The organism is Burkholderia sp. LS-044 (assembly GCF_004803625.1).
GTDB classification, from domain to species: Bacteria; Pseudomonadota; Gammaproteobacteria; order Burkholderiales; family Burkholderiaceae; genus Burkholderia; species Burkholderia cepacia.
Genome location: NZ_SSWO01000003.1, coordinates 120,189 through 138,478, shown reverse-complemented (window position 1 = coordinate 138,478; position 18,290 = coordinate 120,189). Strand labels below are relative to the sequence as shown.

General features: G+C 67.0%; 19 protein-coding genes. 5 read left to right on the top strand and 14 right to left on the bottom strand.

Annotated elements, in window-relative coordinates; all coding sequences use genetic code 11:
* Positions 1 to 48: 48 nt before the first annotated feature.
* The 3 genes from E9536_RS09000 to E9536_RS08990 all read right to left on the bottom strand — a co-directional run bounded on the left by E9536_RS09000 (position 49) and on the right by E9536_RS08990 (position 2,906).
* Positions 49 to 837: a TatD family hydrolase gene (locus E9536_RS09000; RefSeq protein WP_059699107.1), complete on the bottom strand. Its 789-nt coding sequence runs from the start codon at positions 835 to 837 to the stop codon at positions 49 to 51.
* Positions 838 to 901: 64 nt separating this feature from the next.
* Positions 902 to 1,597 carry a lipoprotein-releasing ABC transporter ATP-binding protein LolD gene (gene lolD, locus E9536_RS08995; RefSeq protein ID WP_034195750.1) on the bottom strand — a complete coding sequence of 232 codons (696 nt, stop codon included), beginning with the start codon at positions 1,595 to 1,597 and terminating at the stop codon, positions 902 to 904.
* A 55-nt stretch (positions 1,598 to 1,652) separates the two neighbouring features.
* Positions 1,653 to 2,906, bottom strand: a complete 1,254-nt coding sequence (locus E9536_RS08990; RefSeq protein ID WP_021157682.1) for a lipoprotein-releasing ABC transporter permease subunit — start codon at positions 2,904 to 2,906, stop codon at positions 1,653 to 1,655.
* A 150-nt stretch (positions 2,907 to 3,056) separates the two neighbouring features.
* Here E9536_RS08990 and E9536_RS08985 point away from each other — a divergent pair, with 150 nt between their 5' ends.
* From E9536_RS08985 to E9536_RS08965, 5 genes are all read left to right on the top strand, one after another.
* A complete protein-coding gene (locus E9536_RS08985; protein ID WP_168799513.1) occupies positions 3,057 to 4,133 on the top strand; it encodes a regulator in 1,077 nt (358 codons plus the stop codon).
* Positions 4,134 to 4,147: 14 nt separating this feature from the next.
* Complete coding sequence (gene recJ, locus E9536_RS08980; protein ID WP_136469745.1) at positions 4,148 to 5,845, top strand: single-stranded-DNA-specific exonuclease RecJ; 1,698 nt, start codon at positions 4,148 to 4,150, stop codon at positions 5,843 to 5,845.
* 131 nt (positions 5,846 to 5,976) lie between these two features.
* Positions 5,977 to 7,081 (top strand): peptide chain release factor 2 gene (gene prfB / locus E9536_RS08975; RefSeq protein WP_099318679.1). Its coding sequence is split into 2 segments (ribosomal slippage): positions 5,977 to 6,057 and positions 6,059 to 7,081, totalling 1,104 coding nucleotides; the frame shifts between segments, so codons are not numbered across the junction.
* Between the two features lie 82 nt (positions 7,082 to 7,163).
* On the top strand, positions 7,164 to 8,690 hold the full coding sequence (gene lysS, locus E9536_RS08970; RefSeq protein ID WP_021157678.1) for a lysine--tRNA ligase: 1,527 nt from the start codon (positions 7,164 to 7,166) through the stop codon (positions 8,688 to 8,690).
* A 347-nt stretch (positions 8,691 to 9,037) separates the two neighbouring features.
* Entirely contained in the window at positions 9,038 to 9,781 is a 744-nt protein-coding gene (locus E9536_RS08965; protein WP_021157677.1) for a glycine zipper 2TM domain-containing protein, read from the top strand.
* A 140-nt stretch (positions 9,782 to 9,921) separates the two neighbouring features.
* Here the strand turns inward: E9536_RS08965 and iscX are convergent, their stop codons facing one another.
* The 11 genes from iscX to E9536_RS08910 all read right to left on the bottom strand — a co-directional run bounded on the left by iscX (position 9,922) and on the right by E9536_RS08910 (position 18,284).
* Entirely contained in the window at positions 9,922 to 10,131 is a 210-nt protein-coding gene (gene iscX, locus E9536_RS08960; protein WP_021157676.1) for a Fe-S cluster assembly protein IscX, read from the bottom strand.
* Positions 10,132 to 10,150: 19 nt separating this feature from the next.
* The gene (gene fdx, locus E9536_RS08955) at positions 10,151 to 10,492 is read right to left on the bottom strand and encodes an ISC system 2Fe-2S type ferredoxin (protein WP_011352558.1); all 342 of its coding nucleotides are present in this window, start codon (positions 10,490 to 10,492) and stop codon (positions 10,151 to 10,153) included.
* A gap of 88 nt (positions 10,493 to 10,580) precedes the next feature.
* Positions 10,581 to 12,449, bottom strand: a complete 1,869-nt coding sequence (gene hscA / locus E9536_RS08950; protein ID WP_060217622.1) for a Fe-S protein assembly chaperone HscA — start codon at positions 12,447 to 12,449, stop codon at positions 10,581 to 10,583.
* A 54-nt stretch (positions 12,450 to 12,503) separates the two neighbouring features.
* Positions 12,504 to 13,031 carry a Fe-S protein assembly co-chaperone HscB gene (hscB, locus tag E9536_RS08945; protein WP_060170018.1) on the bottom strand — a complete coding sequence of 176 codons (528 nt, stop codon included), beginning with the start codon at positions 13,029 to 13,031 and terminating at the stop codon, positions 12,504 to 12,506.
* A 94-nt stretch (positions 13,032 to 13,125) separates the two neighbouring features.
* Complete coding sequence (gene iscA, locus E9536_RS08940) at positions 13,126 to 13,449, bottom strand: iron-sulfur cluster assembly protein IscA (protein ID WP_012492710.1); 324 nt, start codon at positions 13,447 to 13,449, stop codon at positions 13,126 to 13,128.
* Between the two features lie 65 nt (positions 13,450 to 13,514).
* Positions 13,515 to 13,922 carry a Fe-S cluster assembly scaffold IscU gene (gene iscU, locus E9536_RS08935; protein ID WP_006481982.1) on the bottom strand — a complete coding sequence of 136 codons (408 nt, stop codon included), beginning with the start codon at positions 13,920 to 13,922 and terminating at the stop codon, positions 13,515 to 13,517.
* Positions 13,923 to 13,990: 68 nt separating this feature from the next.
* The gene (locus E9536_RS08930) at positions 13,991 to 15,214 is read right to left on the bottom strand and encodes an IscS subfamily cysteine desulfurase (RefSeq protein ID WP_021157672.1); all 1,224 of its coding nucleotides are present in this window, start codon (positions 15,212 to 15,214) and stop codon (positions 13,991 to 13,993) included.
* A 65-nt stretch (positions 15,215 to 15,279) separates the two neighbouring features.
* Positions 15,280 to 15,819, bottom strand: coding sequence for a Fe-S cluster assembly transcriptional regulator IscR (gene iscR, locus E9536_RS08925; protein ID WP_009691731.1), 540 nt, complete (start codon positions 15,817 to 15,819; stop codon positions 15,280 to 15,282).
* A 114-nt stretch (positions 15,820 to 15,933) separates the two neighbouring features.
* Complete coding sequence (locus E9536_RS08920; RefSeq protein ID WP_059688892.1) at positions 15,934 to 16,416, bottom strand: low molecular weight protein-tyrosine-phosphatase; 483 nt, start codon at positions 16,414 to 16,416, stop codon at positions 15,934 to 15,936.
* 101 nt (positions 16,417 to 16,517) lie between these two features.
* Positions 16,518 to 16,745 carry a hypothetical protein gene (locus E9536_RS08915; RefSeq protein WP_136469744.1) on the bottom strand — a complete coding sequence of 76 codons (228 nt, stop codon included), beginning with the start codon at positions 16,743 to 16,745 and terminating at the stop codon, positions 16,518 to 16,520.
* 129 nt (positions 16,746 to 16,874) lie between these two features.
* Positions 16,875 to 18,284, bottom strand: coding sequence for a lactate utilization protein B (locus tag E9536_RS08910; RefSeq protein ID WP_136469743.1), 1,410 nt, complete (start codon positions 18,282 to 18,284; stop codon positions 16,875 to 16,877).
* Between the last annotated feature and the right edge of the window lie 6 nt (positions 18,285 to 18,290).

Sequence of the window (18,290 nt, the reverse complement as noted above, 5' to 3'; positions counted from 1 at the left end):
TCGTCGATCCGGCGCCGCCATTGCGAATGCGGCGCCTTCCGGCAACGATTATGCGGACGAAAGGGCGAGTCGCGGCAGCGCGGCGAGCGCGTTAGCCGAAGTGCATAGGGAGAGCGCGCCGGTGTCGATCCCGCGCAGTTCGGCGAGCACGTCGCCGATGCGCGGCACCTGGTCGGGCGTGTTGCGGGATTTGTATGCCCATTCGGGCGCGATGTCGGGCGCGTCCGTCTCGACGACGATTGCCTCGAGCGGCAACTGCGTCGCGAGCCGGCGGATCTGCAGCGCCCGCGTGAACGTCACGTTGCCGCCGAAGCCGAGATGCAGCCCGTGCGCGAGATACGCTTCGGCCTGTTGAAAACTGCCGTTGAACGCATGCGCGATGCCGCGCCGCACGCCGAAGCGACGCAGCCCGGCCAGTACGCGGTCCTGCGACTTGCGCACGTGGCACAGCACGGGCAGGTCGAATTCGCGCGCAAGCTTCAGCTGCCCCTGGTAGAAGAACTGCTGCCGCGCGTCGTCGAGCCCCGGCACGAAATAGTCGAGTCCGATCTCGCCAATCGCGACGAAGCGCGGATCGTCGAGGCTCGCCTCGATTTCCATGCGCAACAGGTCGAGATCCTCGTCGCGTGCGCGCGGCGTGTACATCGGATGGATGCCGAGCGCATAGACCGCGCCCGGCGTGCGGTGCGCAAGCTCGCGCACCGTCGTGAAGTTGTCGCGCCCGACGCTCGGGATCACGATGCGCGACACGCCGGCCGCGTGCGCCGCCTGTACGACCGCGTCGCGGTCGGCGTCGAACTCGGCGGCATCGAGATGGCAGTGCGTATCGATCCACATGGCGATGTTCCAGCACGCTGGCGCCGCGCCGGGACGAACCCGGCAGCCGGCCAGCGGCGTTCACTTACACCGGCAACGCCGGCTCCTCGTGCAGCACGCCGTCGCGCAGCCGCATGATGCGGTCGCAGCGCGCGGCGAGATCGGGATCGTGCGTGACGATCACGAAGCTCGTTTCGAGCGTTTCTGACAATTCGAGCATCAGGTTGAACACCGTATCTGCCGTCGTGCCGTCGAGGTTGCCGGTCGGCTCGTCGGCAAGCACGCACGCGGGCTTCGTGACCAGCGCGCGCGCGATCGCGACGCGCTGCCGCTCGCCACCCGACAGCTCGCCCGGCCGATGCTTCGCCCGCGGCCCGAGACCGACGCGTTCGAGCATCGCCTGGGCCTCGGCACGCGCGGCCTCGGTCGTCATGCGGCGGATGCGCAGCGGCATCGCGACGTTGTCGAGCGCCGTGAACTCGGGCAGCAGGTGATGGAACTGGTAGACGAAACCGAGCGCACGGTTGCGCAATTCGTTGCGCTCGCGCTCGGCGAGTTGCGTAAACGGCTTGCCGAGCAGCGACACCTCGCCCGCGCTCGGCTCGTCGAGCCCGCCCAGCACGTGCAGCAGCGTGCTCTTGCCGGAGCCCGACGCGCCGACGACCGCAAGCTTCTCGCCGCGCCGCACCGTCAGCTCGGTATTGTCGAGCACCTGCACGTTGAAGCCGCCCTGTACGAACGCCTTCGTGATCCCGCGCGCCTGAAGCACGTATTCCTGCATACCTGCCGAATCCTGTCTGTTGTGTTGTCGTGAATCCGCGAATGCGGTCGCGCGATCATTCATAGCGAAGGGCCTCCGCCGGCTTCACCTTCGCCCCGCGCCAGCTCGGATAGAGCGTCGCGACAGCCGACAGCGCGAACGCGATCAGCCCGATCCGGATCACGTCGCTCGCGACGAGTTCCGACGGCAGCTCGCTGATGAAATACACCGACGGCGGCAGGAACTGCACGCCGAACAGGTGCTCGATCATCGGGATCAGCCACGGGATGCTCCATGCGATCAGGCAGCCGAGCGCGACGCCCGACGCCGTGCCGACGAAGCCGATCGTCACGCCCTGCACGACGAAGATCTTCATGATCGACCCCGGCTGCGCGCCGAGCGTGCGCAGGATCGCGATGTCTGCCTGCTTGTTGGTCACCGTCATCACGAGCGACGACACGAGGTTGAACGCGGCCACCGCGATGATCAGCGTGAGGATGATGAACATCATCCGCTTCTCGATCTGCACGGCCGAGAACCACGTCTTGTTCTGCTGGGTCCAGTCGCGGATGTACAGGCTGCCCGACAGCGTGTGCGACAGCTCGACCGCCACGTCCGGCGCCTTCTGCATGTCCTTCAGCCGCAGCCGCACACCGGTCGGCGCGGCCATCCGGAACAGCGCCTCGGCATCGCGGATGTTGATCATCGCGAGCGTGCTGTCGTATTCGTAGTGCCCGGACTCGAACACGCCGACGACCGTGAACTGCTTCAGCCGCGGCATCATGCCGGCCGGCGTGATCGAACCCTCCGGCGCGACAAGCGTGACCTTGTCGCCGACCGTCACGCCGAGGTTGCCGGCAAGCGCGTCGCCGAGCACGATGCCGAACTGGCCCGGCACGAGCGCGGCGAGCTGGCCGGCCTTCATGTCCTTGCCGATGTCCGACACCTGCGGCTCGAGCGTCGGCTCGACACCGCGCAGCATCACGCCGCTCACCGCGTCCTGGCGAGTGAGCAGCGCCTGCGCGTCGACGTACGGCGCCGCGCCGATCACCGACGGATTGCGGCGCGCTTCCTGCGCGGTCAGCTGCCAGTCGGGCATCGAGCCCGTCGGCGAGAACACCTCGACGTGCGCGAGCACCGACAGCATGCGGTCGCGCACTTCCTTCTGGAAGCCGTTCATCACCGACAGCACGACGATCAGCGCCGCGACACCGAGCGCGATCCCGAGCATCGACACGAGCGCGATGAAGGAAATGAAGCCGTTACCGGTCGTGCGTTTGCCGGCGCGCGTGTAGCGCCAGCCGATCTGCCATTCGTACGGAAGTTTCAAGCGAATCCTTTCTGCTGGTTACGGCGGGGAGGCGCCCCGCGGCCGGACCGCCGCCCGGTGGCGGCCACCGGCCCGGGCACGGTCGAAAAACGGCCGCCGGACGCGAACGGGCCGTCAGCCGGCCCGATCACGCGCGCAGTTTGCCATACAATGCGCACCATCATGCACGACCGACGCCTCCATTTTCTCGTTCCGTTCGCGCTGCCGTCGGCAGCCGATGCGGCCTCGTCCCTGCACACGCTGGACAGCCCCGCGCTCGAAAAGTTGCTCGCCCGCGCGAGCCTCGTCGAGCGCGTGGCCGGCGAGGACTTCCAGCGCACGCTGCCGCACGAGCGCTGGCTGGCCCGCCAGTTCGGCGCGACCCAGGGCAACGCCGCCGACGAGGCGCCGCTCGCGCCCTACATGCTGCTGGCGGACGGCGGCGATCCGGGCGCCCGTGCCTGGGCCTGCGTCGAGCCCGTCCACGTCGAAATCGCGCACGATCACCTGGTGCTCGTCGATCCGGCGGCCCTTGCGCTCGACGACGGCGACGCGGCCGCGCTGCTCGCGGTCGCCCGGCCGCTGATCGAGGAGCTCGGCGTACGGCTCGAAGCGCCGAACCCGTCACGCTGGTACCTGTCGAGCGAGCAGCTCGCCCGGCTCGCCGGCGCCGCGCCGCTGCGCGCGAGCGGCCGCAACATCGAAATCTGGCTGCCGCACGAGGCGCATACGGGCGAACGCTCGCGGATGTGGATGAAGCTGCAGAACGAAGTGCAGATGGCCTGGTTCCAGCACCCGGTCAACGAAGCGCGCGAAGCGCGCGGGCTGCCGGCCGTCAACTCGATCTGGTTCCATGCGCAGGGCACGCTGAAACCGGTCGGCCAGCCGTTCGCGCGCGTGCTGTCCGCATCGCCCGCGGCGCTCGGCCTTGCGCGCGCCGCGCGGATCGACGCCTCGGGCGTGCCCGCCGCATTCGGCGCACTGCCCGCTGCCGACGGCGCGACGCTCGTCGACCTGCCGGCGCTGACCACCCCGTTCATCGAGCAGGACTGGGCGCGCTGGCACGACGAACTCGCCACGCTCGAGCGCGACTGGTTCGCGCCGGCCCTCGCCGCGCTGCGGAACGGCGAGCTGGCGGGCGTCGATTTCACGCTGTGCGGCGACACGAGTTCCGTGACGCTGCGTGCGACGCGCTCAGACCTGCGCAAGTTCTGGCGCCGCCGCGCGCTGGCCTCCCTGTTCGAATAACAAGCACACCCCGTATGACCCGGATCGTTACCCGCCCCGTCGCGCCCGCCGACGCCGAAGCGCTCGCGCGCCACGGCCTGCATCCCGTGCTCGCGCGCCTGTACGCGTCGCGCGGCGTGCAGTCCCTCGCCGACATCGAGACCGCGCTTGCGCGGCTCGTCCCGCCCACCGAGCTGAAAGGCTGCGCCGATGCGGCGTCGCTGCTCGCCGATGCGATCGCCGACAAGCGGCGCCTGCTCGTCGTCGCCGACTACGACTGCGACGGCGCGACCGCTTGCGCGGTCGCGGTGCGCGGCCTGCGCATGTTCGGCGCGCAGATCGACTACCTGGTGCCGAACCGCTTCGAATACGGCTACGGCCTCACGCCCGAGATCGTCGAACTCGCCGCCGCGCGCAAGCCCGACCTGCTGATCACCGTCGACAACGGGATCGCGAGCGTCGCGGGCGTCGAAGCCGCGAACGCGCGCGGCATCGACGTGCTCGTGACCGATCACCACCTGCCCGGCGACGCACTGCCCGCCGCACGCGCGATCGTCAACCCGAACCAGCCGGGCTGCGCGTTCCCGAGCAAGCACCTCGCCGGCGTCGGCGTGATGTTCTACGTGCTGCTCGCGCTGCGCGCCGAGCTGCGCCGCCGCGGCGCCTTTGCGAGCAAGGAAGCCGAGCCGCGCCTCGACGGCCTGCTCGACCTCGTCGCGCTCGGCACCGTCGCCGACGTCGTGCGGCTCGACGGCAACAACCGCGTGCTCGTCGCGCAGGGGCTGCAGCGCATTCGCAACGGCCGCATGCAACCGGGCGTCGCCGCGCTGTTCCGCGCCGCCGCGCGCGAAGCGCGCACGGCATCGGGCTTCGACCTCGGTTTCGGCCTCGGCCCGCGCCTGAACGCCGCCGGTCGGCTTTCCGACATGTCGCTCGGCATCGAGTGCCTGATCACCGACGACATCGGCCGCGCATGGGATCTGGCGCAGCAGCTCGACGTGATGAACCGCGAGCGCCGCGAGATCGAGGCCGGCATGCAGCAGCAGGCGCTCGCCGATCTCGCCGACGTCGACCCGGCCGACGCGTGCACGATCACCCTCTTCAACCCCGAGTGGCACCAGGGCGTGATCGGCATCGTCGCCGGGCGGCTCAAGGAAAAATTCCACCGCCCGTCGTTCACGTTTGCGCACGCGGACGACGAAGGCAAGCGGGTCAAGGGCTCGGGCCGGTCGATCGCCGGCTTCCACCTGCGCGACGCTCTCGACCTCGTGTCGAAACGCGAACCGGACCTGATCGTCGCGTTCGGCGGCCACGCGATGGCGGCCGGCCTCACGCTCGACACCGAGAACGTGCCGCGCTTCGCCGCCGCGTTCGAGGCGGTCGCGCGCGAATGGCTGTCCGACGACGCGCTCGCCCGCGTGATCGAGACCGACGGCGAACTCGAGGACGCCTACTTCACGCCGCAGTTCGTCGGGCTGCTCGACGAGGCCGTCTGGGGGCAAGGTTTTCCGGCCCCGCTTTTCTCGGGCGAATTCGACGTCGTGTCCCAGTCGCTCGTGAAGGAAAAGCACCTGAAACTGCAGCTTGCACGCGGCCGCCAGCGCTTCAACGCGATCTGGTTCAACCACACGGAGCCCCTGCCGGAAAGCGCGCTGGTCGCGTACCGGCTCGTCGCCGACACGTGGAACGGCGTCACGCGCGTCCAGCTGATCGTCGAACACGCGGCCGGCTGAGCGCCCGCCGATGCATGCGCGCCGCGCCGGACGGGGCCGCGGTGCACGCGCGAGCACCGTTTGCGTCACCGGGCAACCCTGCCGATCGGCTATAATTCCGCTTTTTTACGAAGCAAGAATAGCGAGCGATCATGGAAGCGGAACGTCTCAACGCGATCGAAAGCTCCCTGCTCGACCTGCGCAATCGCGCGGGCGAGCTCCGGGGGTATCTTTGACTACGACGCAAAAGCTGCGCGTCTGACCGAAGTCAACAAGGAACTCGAAGACCCGAACGTCTGGAACGATTCGAAGAACGCCCAGGCGCTCGGTCGCGAGAAGAAGCTGCTCGAGGGCGTCGTCACGACGCTCACCGCGCTTGACGGCGACCTGCGCGACGCGCTCGACCTGTTCGAGCTGGCCCGCGAGGAAGGCGACGAAGACACCCTCATCGCGTCGGAAGAAGACGCCGCGAAACTCGAGGCGCGCGTCGGTGACATCGAGTTCCGCCGGATGTTCTCGAACCCGGCCGACCCGAACAACTGCTTCATCGACATCCAGGCCGGCGCCGGCGGCACCGAGGCGTGCGACTGGGCATCGATGCTGCTGCGCCAGTACCTGCGCTACTGCGAACGCAAGGGCTTCAAGGCCGAAGTGCTCGAAGAGTCCGACGGCGACGTCGCCGGCATCAAGAACGCGACGGTCAAGGTCTCGGGCGAATACGCATACGGTTTCCTGCGCACCGAAACGGGCATCCACCGCCTCGTGCGCAAGTCGCCGTTCGACTCGTCGGGCGGCCGCCACACGTCGTTCTCGTCGGTGTTCGTCTATCCGGAAATCGACGACTCGATCGAAGTCGAGATCAACCCGGCCGACCTGCGCATCGACACGTACCGCGCATCGGGCGCGGGCGGCCAGCACATCAACAAGACCGACTCCGCGGTGCGGATCACGCACATGCCGACCGGTATCGTCGTGCAGTGCCAGAACGACCGCTCGCAGCACCGCAACCGCGCCGAAGCGATGGCAATGCTGAAGTCGCGCCTGTACGAAGTCGAGATGCGCAAGCGCCAGGCCGAACAGGACAAGCTCGAATCGAGCAAGACCGATGTGGGCTGGGGCCATCAGATCCGCTCGTACGTGCTCGACCAGAGCCGCGTGAAGGACCTGCGCACGAACGTCGAAATGAGCAACACGAGAGCCGTCCTCGACGGCGACCTCGACGACTTCATCAGCGCGAGCCTCAAACAGGGCGTGTAAGCGCCGCGGCGCGGCCTGGCCAGGCCGCGCCCCCTTGCCCTTCCCGTTTGCGTTGCCGCACCCACTCCGAATTCCGACCATCATGACCGAACCGACCCAAACGCAGCCCGCCGTCACCGCGGACGAAAACCAGATCATCGCGGAGCGCCGCGAGAAGCTGCGCGCCCTGCGCGAGCAAGGCGTCGCCTACCCGAACGATTTCCGGCCCGAGCACCACGCTGCCGACCTGCAGGCGAAATTCGCCGACTCGGACAAGGCCGCGCTCGAAGCGAACCCGGTCGAGGTGTCGGTGGCCGGCCGCATGATGCTCAAGCGCGTGATGGGCAAGGCGAGCTTCGCGACGGTGCAGGACGGGTCGGGCCAGATCCAGTTCTTCGTGACGCCGAACGACGTCGGCGCGGAAACCTACGACGCATTCAAGAAGTGGGACCTGGGCGACATCGTCGCCGCGCGTGGCGTGCTGTTCCGCACCAACAAGGGCGAACTGTCGGTCCAGTGCAAGGAACTGCGCCTGCTGTCGAAGGCACTGCGCCCGCTGCCGGACAAGTTCCACGGCCTGTCCGACCAGGAAATGCGCTACCGCCAGCGCTACGTCGACCTGATCGTCACGCCGGAAACGCGCGACACGTTCCGCGCCCGCACGAAGACGATCGCATCGATCCGCAAGTTCATGGACAACGCCGAGTTCATGGAAGTCGAAACGCCGATGCTGCACCCGATCCCGGGCGGCGCAGCGGCGAAGCCGTTCGTCACGCATCACAATGCGCTCGACATGCAGATGTTCCTGCGCATTGCGCCGGAGCTGTACCTGAAGCGCCTGATCGTCGGCGGCTTCGAGCGCGTGTTCGAGATCAACCGTAACTTCCGGAACGAAGGCGTGTCGCCGCGTCACAACCCGGAATTCACGATGATGGAGTTCTACGCCGCGTACACCGACTACCGCTGGCTGATGGACTTCACCGAGCAACTGATCCGCCAGGCGGCGATCGATGCGCTCGGCACCGCGACGATCCAGTACCAGGGCCGCGAACTCGACCTCGCGAAGCCGTTCCATCGCCTGACGATCACGCAGGCGATCCAGAAGTACGCACCGGACTACACCGACGGCCAGCTGTCGGACGACGCGTTCCTGCGCACCGAACTGAAGCGCTTCGGCGTCGACGTGTCGCAGCCGGCGTTCCTGAACGCGGGTACCGGCGCACTGCAGCTCGCACTGTTCGAGGAAACGGCCGAAGCACAGCTGTGGGAGCCGACCTTCATCATCGATTACCCGGTCGAAGTGTCGCCGCTCGCACGCGCATCGGATACGGTGCCGGGCATCACCGAGCGTTTCGAGCTGTTCATGACCGGCCGCGAAATCGCGAACGGCTTCTCGGAGCTGAACGATCCGGAAGACCAGGCCGCACGCTTCAAGAAGCAGGTCGAGCAGAAGGATGCGGGCGACGAGGAAGCGATGTTCTTCGACGCCGACTACATCCGTGCGCTCGAATACGGGATGCCTCCGACCGGCGGCTGCGGGATCGGCATCGACCGTCTCGTGATGCTGCTGACCGACAGCCCGACGATCCGCGACGTGCTGCTGTTCCCGCATCTGCGCCGCGAAGACTGATCGCCGCGCCCGCGTGTGCGCCGCGCCCCGCGGCGCGCACGCGTCAGCTTTGTAACGACGCGTAAATCCCTTCGGCCGGCGTCCGCCGGCTCTCGATCCTCCCCCGTTTTACTCCCCCGTCGCGACGGCCTTCTCCGGGTTTTCCCTGTCATAGTCGCCAGCGCCCCGCTGCAATTCGTTACACCTTGATACGGCGCGCCACTTGCCGGTGGACGACACTCCTTTTGCGTCACCACGCATGACACGGGACCAGAACGAGGCGCAGGAACGCCAAGTCTGCTCGAGCCCGAAGCGTGGGATCCGGCCCGACGCCGCAGTGCCGATCCGGATCGACATCGGAGAAAAAAATGGACAACCAGAATCAGACCACGCCGCAAAAGCAACGCCTCCACCCGCTTATCGCCACCGCCGCCGGCGCCGTCATCGTCGCCAGCCTCGCGGCGACGGCTGCGATCACGGGCATCTTCCCGAAGGCCAGCAGCAGCAACGCACAGAACGGCCAGACCCAGGCCGCGCTGATCGCATCGCAGCCGGCCGTCGATACGGCCGCGGCGGCCAGCGCCGCGCTGGCCGCGCAAGCCCAGCAGCAGGCGGCGGAACAAGCCGCCGCGCAGCAGAAGGCGGCCGAACAGAAGGCTGCCATCGCGCAGGCCGAGCCGAAGCCCGCGCCGCGCCCGGCTGCACCGCACCGCCGCCATACGACGGCACCGCAGCCGCCGCAATACGCGCAGCAGCCGTCGGCGCCGGCCCAGACCTACTGCCAGAGTTGCGGCACGGTCGTCGCGATCACGCAGACGCGCACGCCGGGCCAGAGCTCGGGGATCGGCGCCGTGGGCGGCGCTGCAGCCGGCGGCCTGCTCGGCAACCAGTTCGGCCACGGTAACGGCCGCACCGCGATGACGATCATCGGCGCGCTGGGCGGTGGTCTCGCCGGCAACCAGGTTGAAAAGCAGGTGCGTGCGGAAACCGACTATCAGGTGCAAGTGCAGATGGAGAGCGGCGCGACGCGCACGTTCACGTACCACAACCCGCCGCCTTTCGGCCAGGGCCAGCGCGTGCGGATCGAGAACGGCACGCTGGTCGGCGCGTAATCGCCTGATCGCATCGGTGTCCCCCTGCCCGCGTGTCGTGTGTGGGCAAGCGGCCTGAAAACGAAAACGGCTCGTGAGCGATTGCTCACGAGCCGTTTTTTCATGACCGGCCGTCTGCGCCGTTACGGCGCACGCGGTGTTCAGTCTTCATCGTCGAAGTCCGATTCGTCGATCCAGTGGGCCTGGATCGCTTCGAGGATCTTCTCGCCCGAGTGCTTGGGATCGTCGTCGAAACCGTCGAGTTCGAGCACCCACTGACGCAGGTCGACGAAGTTGATCCGCTGCGGGTCGATGTCGGGGTGCTTGTCCGCCAGCGCAATGGCTATTTCACGCGAATCGGTCCATTTCATCGCCTGCCTCCGGTTTCTGTCAGTGATTTTCCTTCGCGTGGTTGATCGAGTACTTCGGAATCTCGACCACCAGGTCCGAATCTTCCTTCACGATCGCCTGGCACGACAGGCGCGACGTCGGCTCGAGGCCCCACGCCTTGTCCAGCAGATCGTCCTCGTCCTCCTCGGACGGTGTCAGATCGTTGAAGCCTTCGCGGATCACCACGTGGCACGTCGTGCACGCGCACGACTTCTCGCATGCATGCTCGATCTCGATCCCGTGTTCGAGCAGGTTGTCGCAGATACTCTTGCCGGGCGTCGCGTCGATCACCGCGCCGTCCGGGCACAGTTCGACGTGAGGCAGCACCACCAGTTGAGGCATGTCCGTTCCGTCAGTCAGGGTGCGGCGCCAGGCACCGCACGGTTCAATATCGCGCGGGCCGTTACCGGCCGATGCGCAGTTCGTGAGTTCAGATCTCGTCGAGCCGGCGGCCCGACAACGCGCGCTTGATGCTCTTGTCCATCCGGCGCGCCGCGAATTCGTCGGTGCCGTCGGCCAGCGCCTTGGTCGCGGTTTCGATCGCGTCCGTGTCGTCGCCCTGCGCGATCGTGCGCAGCGCCGCGGCCAACGCATCGACCTGCGCGCGCTCGTCCGTGTCGAGCAGCTCGCCGTCGGCCGCCAGCGCGGCCTGCGTCGCCTCGAGCATCCGCTCGGCCTCGACCTGCGCTTCGCGCAGCGCGCGGGCGCGCATGTCGATTTCGGCAGTCTTGAAACTGTCCTCGAGCATCTTCGCGATGTCGTCGTCGGCGAGACCGTACGACGGCTTCACGACGACCGACGCCTCGACGCCCGAATGCTGCTCACGCGCGAACACCGACAGCAGCCCGTCCGCATCGACCTGGTAGGTCACGCGAATGCGCGCCGCACCGGCCGTCATCGGCGGGATGCCGCGCAGCTCGAAGCGCGCGAGCGAGCGGCAGTCGGCGACGAGCTCGCGCTCGCCCTGCACGACGTGGATCGCCATCGCGGTCTGGCCGTCCTTGAAGGTCGTGAATTCCTGCGCGCGCGCGATCGGAATCGTCGAGTTGCGTGGGATGATCTTCTCGACGAGGCCGCCCATCGTCTCGACACCGAGCGACAGCGGAATCACGTCGAGCAGCAGCCAGTCGTCACCGGTGCCGCGATTGCCTGCGAGCAGGTCGGCCTGGATCGCCGCGCCGAGCGCGACGACCTGGTCCGGATCGAGGTTCACGAGCGGCGGCTGGCCGAAATACTTCGCGACCGCGTCGCGAATCACCGGCATGCGCGTCGCGCCGCCGACGAGCACGACGCCCTTGATGTCGGCCGGCGTAACCTGCGCGTCGCGCAGCGCCTTGCGGGTCGGCGTGAGCGTACGCTGCACGAGCGGCTCGACGAGCGACGCGAACGTGTCGTGCGAGATCGTCTGCACGAGATGCGCACCGCCCGACAGCGTGACGTCGAGCGACGCCTGCGGCGCGGACGACAGCGCTTCCTTCAGCACGCGCACGCGGTCGAGCAGCAGGCGCACGTCCTCGGGCGCGAGCGTCTTCGCATCGATGCCGGCCTGCGCGAGCACGTGACCGAACAGCGCATGGTCGAAATCGTCTCCGCCGAGCGCGGAATCGCCGCCCGCGGCCAGCACTTCGAACACGCCTTTCGTCAGCTTCAGGATCGACAGGTCGAACGTGCCGCCACCGAGGTCGTACACCGCGTAGAGGCCTTCGGCCCCGTTGTCGAGGCCATAGGCAATCGCCGCGGCGGTCGGTTCGTTCAGCAGGCGCAGCACGTTGAGGCCCGCGAGGCGCGCGGCGTCCTTGGTCGCCTGACGTTGCGCTTCGTCGAAATACGCGGGCACCGTGATCACCGCGCCGACGAGGTCGTCGCCAAGCGAATCTTCCGCGCGATAGCGCAGCGTCGCGAGAATCTCGGCCGACACTTCGACGGGGCTCTTCACGCCGTCGACGGTGCGGATCTGCACCATGCCCGGCGCATCGACGAATTCGTACGGCGCGTTCGCTGCACCTTCGACCTCGGCCTTGCCGCGGCCCATGAAGCGCTTGACCGACACGATCGTGTTGCGCGGATCGGTCGCGGCCTGCTCTTTCGCCTCGTGGCCGATACGCCGGCCGCCCTTTTCGAGGTAGCGGACCACCGACGGCAGCAGCACACGGCCCGCCTCGTCCGGCAGCACCTCCGGTACGCTGTTACGCACAGCCGCGACGAGCGAGTTCGTCGTGCCGAGATCGATCCCGACGGCGAGTCGCCGCTGATGCGGCGCCGGCGCCATGCCCGGTTCGGAAATTTGCAGTAAAGCCATCTTGGTTCGTTCGGGCGCTCGGCCCGTTTGCTGCGCGTGCCGCGAGGCACGCGGTTAAGTTTCGAGGCGCTCGATCTGCGCGCCCACTTCCGACGCGACCCGTTCGATGAACATCAGCTGGCGCACGGCCTCGGCGGCCGCCTGATCGGCGCCGCTGTCGAGCAGCGTGCCGAGGCGCTCCACACGAATGCGCCGCTCTTCGCGCAACTCGGCGAGCAACGCGTCGAGCGCGTCGACATTGCGGGCGGCCGCGGCATCCTCGATGCCCTCGCGCCACTCCATCTGCTGCATCAGGAACGCGGGCTCCATCGCGGTGTTGTTTTCCGCACCGATATCGACACCACGCAAGGACAGCAGATACGACGCGCGCTTCAGCGGATCGCGCAGCGTGCGGTACGCCTCGTTCGCACGGGTTGCCCATTGCATCGCGATGCGTTTCTGCGCATCGCCGGCCGCCGCGAAGCGGTCCGGATGCACCTGCGTCTGCACCGTCCGATAGGCGGCGTCGAGCGCCGCCTCATCGAGCGCGAATTGCGCCGGCAGGTGAAACAGGTCGAAGTGGCTGTCTTTCAGCGAGACCATCGTCGCGTTCAATTCCGGTTCGTCGCACGGCAAACGCCGCACATTAAAAAGGCGGCCCGTGCCGCCTCTTGCCCGCATCGCGCGGAGACCCGCGTCACACGCGGAACGATTCACCGCAACCGCACTCGTCCTTCACGTTCGGGTTGTTGAACTTGAACCCTTCGTTCAGGCCTTCGCGGGCGAAGTCGAGCTCGGTGCCGTCGATGTACGCAAGACTCTTCGGATCGACGATCACCTTCACGCCATGGCTCTCGAACACCTGATCCTCGGGAGCCAGCTCGTCGACATACTCGAGCTTGTACGCGAGCCCCGAGCACCCGGTCGTGCGAACGCCAAGCCGCAGGCCCATACCCTTGCCGCGACGGACGAGGTATTTCTGGACGTGCTGTGCTGCTTTTTCGGTCAGTGTAATTGCCATGATGTCCTTGCCGCGGCACGCCACCGGGGCCTGCCGCGTTTCCTTCTCTAGCCGCTCGATGCCGCTCAGGCTGCTGCCTGATCGCCTTCCTTGGTGTCGTGGCGCTTCTTGTAGTCGGCCACGGCTGCCTTGATCGCGTCTTCCGCGAGGATCGAGCAGTGAATCTTCACCGGCGGCAGCGCGAGTTCTTCGGCGATCTGCGTGTTCTTGATCGACAGTGCTTCGTCGAGCGTCTTGCCCTTCACCCACTCGGTGACGAGCGAGCTCGACGCGATCGCCGAACCGCAACCGTACGTCTTGAACTTCGCGTCTTCGATCACGCCGTCCGCGCCGACGCGGATCTGCAGCTTCATCACGTCGCCGCAGGCCGGCGCGCCGACCATGCCCGTGCCGACCGTGTCGTCGTCCTTCGCGAACGAACCGACGTTGCGCGGGTTTTCGTAGTGATCCAGAACCTTGTTGCTGTAAGACATGACTCAGACTCCTTGACTCGTTACGTCTGCGTGCGCGAATCCGCCCGCGGGTATGTTCAATCCGGCGCTCAGTGTGCGGCCCATTCGATCGTCGACAGATCGATGCCTTCCTGGTGCATTTCCCAGAGCGGCGACAGTTCGCGCAGCTTCGCGATCTTGCTGTTCAGCAGGTTGATCACGAAGTCGACTTCCTGCTCCGTCGTGAAGCGGCCGACCGTGAAGCGGATCGAGCTGTGCGCCAGCTCGTCGTTGCGGCCGAGCGCACGCAGCACGTACGACGGCTCCAGCGACGCCGACGTGCACGCGGAGCCCGACGACACCGCGACGTCCTTGATCGCCATGATCAGCGACTCGCCTTCGACGAAGTTGAAACTGATGTTGAGGTTGTGCGGGACACGGCGTTCCATGTCGCCGTTCACGTACGTTTCCTCGATCTGCGACAGGCCGCGCAGCAGCTTGTCCCGCAGCATGCGGACGCGCTCGTTTTCCGTCGCCATTTCTTCACGTGCGATGCGGAACGCTTCACCCATGCCGACGATCTGGTGCGTCGGCAGCGTGCCCGAACGCATCCCGCGCTCGTGGCCGCCGCCGTGCATCTGCGCTTCGATGCGCACACGCGGCTTGCGGCGCACGTACAGCGCGCCGATGCCCTTCGGGCCGTACGTCTTGTGTGCCGAGAACGACATCAGGTCGACCTTCAGCTTCGCGAGATCGATCCCGACCTTGCCGGTCGACTGTGCGGCGTCGACGTGGAACACGATGCCCTTCTCGCGGCAGATTTCACCGATCGTCTCGATGTCCTGGATTACGCCGATCTCGTTGTTCACGTGCATCACCGACACGAGGATCGTGTCCGGACGCAGCGCGGCCTTGAACACGTCGAGGTCGATCAGGCCGTCATCCTTGACGTCGAGGTAGGTGACTTCGAAGCCGTCGCGCTCGAGCTCGCGGCACGTGTCGAGCACGGCCTTGTGCTCGGTCTTCACCGTGACGATGTGCTTGCCCTTGCCCTTGTAGAAGTTCGCGGCACCCTTGATCGCGAGGTTGTCCGACTCCGTTGCGCCGGACGTCCAGATGATCTCGCGCGGATCCGCGTTCACGAGCGCGGCCACCTGTTCGCGCGCTTCCTCGACCGCACGCTCGGCATCCCAGCCGTACGCGTGGCTGCGCGATGCCGGGTTGCCGAACTGCTCGCGCAGGTACGGCACCATCTTGTCGACCACACGCGGGTCGACCGGTGTCGTCGCGCTGTAATCCATGTAGATGGGCAGGTGGAGAGTCTCTTGGGTCATCTGTCGCTCCGGGAATTCTGTGCAGGGACTATGTGCGTTATGGGGTATGGCGGGCGCCTTCGCGCTCACGAACTCGCGATGTTGAACACCGAATTGGGACCGAGCGGCATCGTGCGCACCGGCTCTGCCGGTGCGGCGACGGGCTCCGGCGTGCGGCGATCGCGCAACACCGCAGGGGCGCCCTCGCGTGCGCGCTGCTGATCGACGAGATCCTGCAGCGACACGGAGTCGAGGTATTCGACCATCTTCTGGTTCAGCGTCGACCACAGCTCGTGCGTCATGCAATGGCCGTCGGGCTGCTTCGAGCCGTCGCACGTGCCTTTGCCGCCGCACTGCGTGGCGTCGAGCGGTTCATCGACCGCGATGATGATGTCGGCAACGGTGACGTCCTGCGCGCGACGCGCGAGGTTGTAGCCGCCGCCCGGGCCGCGCACGGATTCGACGATTTCATGCCTGCGCAGCTTCCCGAACAGCTGTTCGAGATACGAGAGCGAAATCCGCTGGCGCTGGCTGATGCCTGCAAGCGTCACCGGGCCCTGCTCCTGGCGCAGTGCCAAGTCAATCATCGCCGTGACGGCGAAACGGCCTTTGGTGGTGAGTCTCATGGTGTCTAGGGGACTGCAATCTTGACGATTTTGGTCAAGTATAAATATTTGACGTTTTTAGTCAAGTATCCATGTCTTTGAAAGGGTATTCGTAGACCGCTGAATACCGCGCGATCAGCGCTCCGTGCGGGCCCGGAGCGTCTCGAGCAGGCCCGCGCACGCGCGCTCGACCTGATCGAGCACCTGCTCGAAACCCTGCGCGCCGCCGAAATACGGATCGGCCACTTCGGTTTCAGTCGAATCCGGCGCGAATTCCATCAGCAGGCGCACCTTGTCGACATGCTGCGGCGGACAGCGGCGGCGCAGCTCCGCGAGATTCGCCTCGTCCATCGCGAGCAGCAGGTCGAAGCGCTCGAAATCCGCCGCGCTCACCTGTCGTGCGCGCAGCGCCGACAGGTCGTAGCCGCGGCCGCGAGCGGCCGCCTGCGCACGCGTATCGGGCGGCTCGCCGACATGCCAGTCGCCGGTGCCGGCCGAATCGATCGCGATCCGGTCCGCCAGCGCGGCCGCATCGACCTGGTGACGCATCACGCCTTCCGCGGTGGGCGAACGGCAGATGTTGCCGAGACAGACGAAACAGATCGAAACGCGGGTCATCGCACTATCGGAAAGCCGCGGCGAACCGCGCGGGAGAAGAACACGCCATTATACAAAGGCGACCGGAATCGCGCCGCCGGGCAAAGCGACGGCGCCGTGCATTACAGCGCCTTCGGCACGACGAGTGCGACGTCGCCGGATGCCACCGGCAACGGCTTCGCCGCGTCGTCGACCAGCCCGAACGACACCGCACGCGCCAATTCAGCGGATGCCTGGTGAACTGCGAGCGGGCCACGCGACGGCGCATCGGCCATCGCATGCAGATAGGCAGCCGCGGCCAGCGGAACGACGATTGCCAGCGGCCAGTACATCGATATTGTCTTTTTCATGATGCGGACCTCCTTGACCTCGTACCCCGAAACCCGATTCCGGGGACTACAGACGAGATTCTATAGACCGCATCTATCGAGATAAATATCCAAATAGCGAACGCTCTGTTGTCACCGGATGAACAGTCGTCAGCCGAGGTGGCTTTGCGACGCCGCGTACAGTTCGCGGAACGTGCGCCCGGTCGGGGTCGGCATGTCGCGCGTGTCCATCCAGCCGCCCATCATCGGCAGGCGCCGCAGCGTGCCGCCGGCGCCCAGCCGCTCAAGGATGCGCACCGCGAGCTTCGTCGTCAGCGCGTACAGCATCGGCCGCCGCGCGACGAAACCCCATGCGGTGAGCGCCGCCCGCTCGCGCCACGGCCGCAGGTGCCGCTCGACCTGCTTTTCGCGCAGCGTGCGCAACAGGTGCGACAGCGGAATCCCGGCCGGGCAGACGCTGTCGCATTCTCCGCAAAGCGTCGCGGCCTGCGGCAGATCCAGCGCGCGATCGAGCCCGACGTAACTCGGCGTCAGCACGGAACCCATCGGCCCCGGGTAGACCCAGCCGTACGCATGGCCGCCGACCTTCTGGTAAACCGGGCAATGGTTCATGCATGCGCCGCAGCGGATGCAACGCAGCATCTCCTGGAACGCGCCGCCGATCAGCCCCGTGCGGCCACCGTCGACGAGCACCACGTAGTTGTGCTCGGGGCCGTCCTCATCGTCCGGCCCGCGCGGCCCGGTCAGCAGCGAGAAATAGTTCGACGTCTTCTGCCCCGTCGCGGAACGCGGCAGCAGGCGCATCGCGGTCGCGAGATCCTCGAGGGTCGGCAGCACCTTCTCGATGCCCGTCACGGCCACATGCACGCGCGGCATCACCGTGCACATCCCCTCGTTCCCTTCGTTCGTCACGATCGCGACCGAACCGGTCTCGGCGATCACGAAGTTGCCGCCGGTCACGCCCATGTCGGCCGACATGAAATGCGGGCGCAGCACCTCGCGCGCCTCGCGCGTCATGTCCGGAATCTCGGTGAGCCGCTCGCGGTGGTGCGTGCGCGCGAACAGGTCGGCGATCTCGTCCTTGTCCTTGTGGACGACGGGCGCGATGATGTGGCTCGGCGGCTCGTTGTCGTTGATCTGCAGGATGTATTCGCCGAGGTCCGTCTCGATCGATTGCACGCCCATTTCCGCGAGCACCGCGTTCAGGCGCATTTCCTCCGACACCATCGACTTGGTCTTGATGACCTTCTTCACGTCGTGACGGCGCGCAATGTCGGCCACGAGCCGCGCGGCGTCCGCCGTCGTCTCGGCGAACAGCACGGTCGTGCCGCGTCGCGTCGCCTCCTGCTCGAAGGCCTCGAGCCACACGTCGAGGTTCTCCAGCGCGCGGTTGCGGCGCGCCTTCAGCGCCGCCCGCGTGGCCGGGAAGTCGATCGCGGTCATCGCGTCGGCACGCGCGGACACGAACTTCGTCGACAGCTTCTTCAGGTTCTGCTGCAGGCGCTGGTCGGCCAGCTTCTGGCCGGCGCGCGCCTTGAAATGCATCGATTGGACTTGCATCGCGGT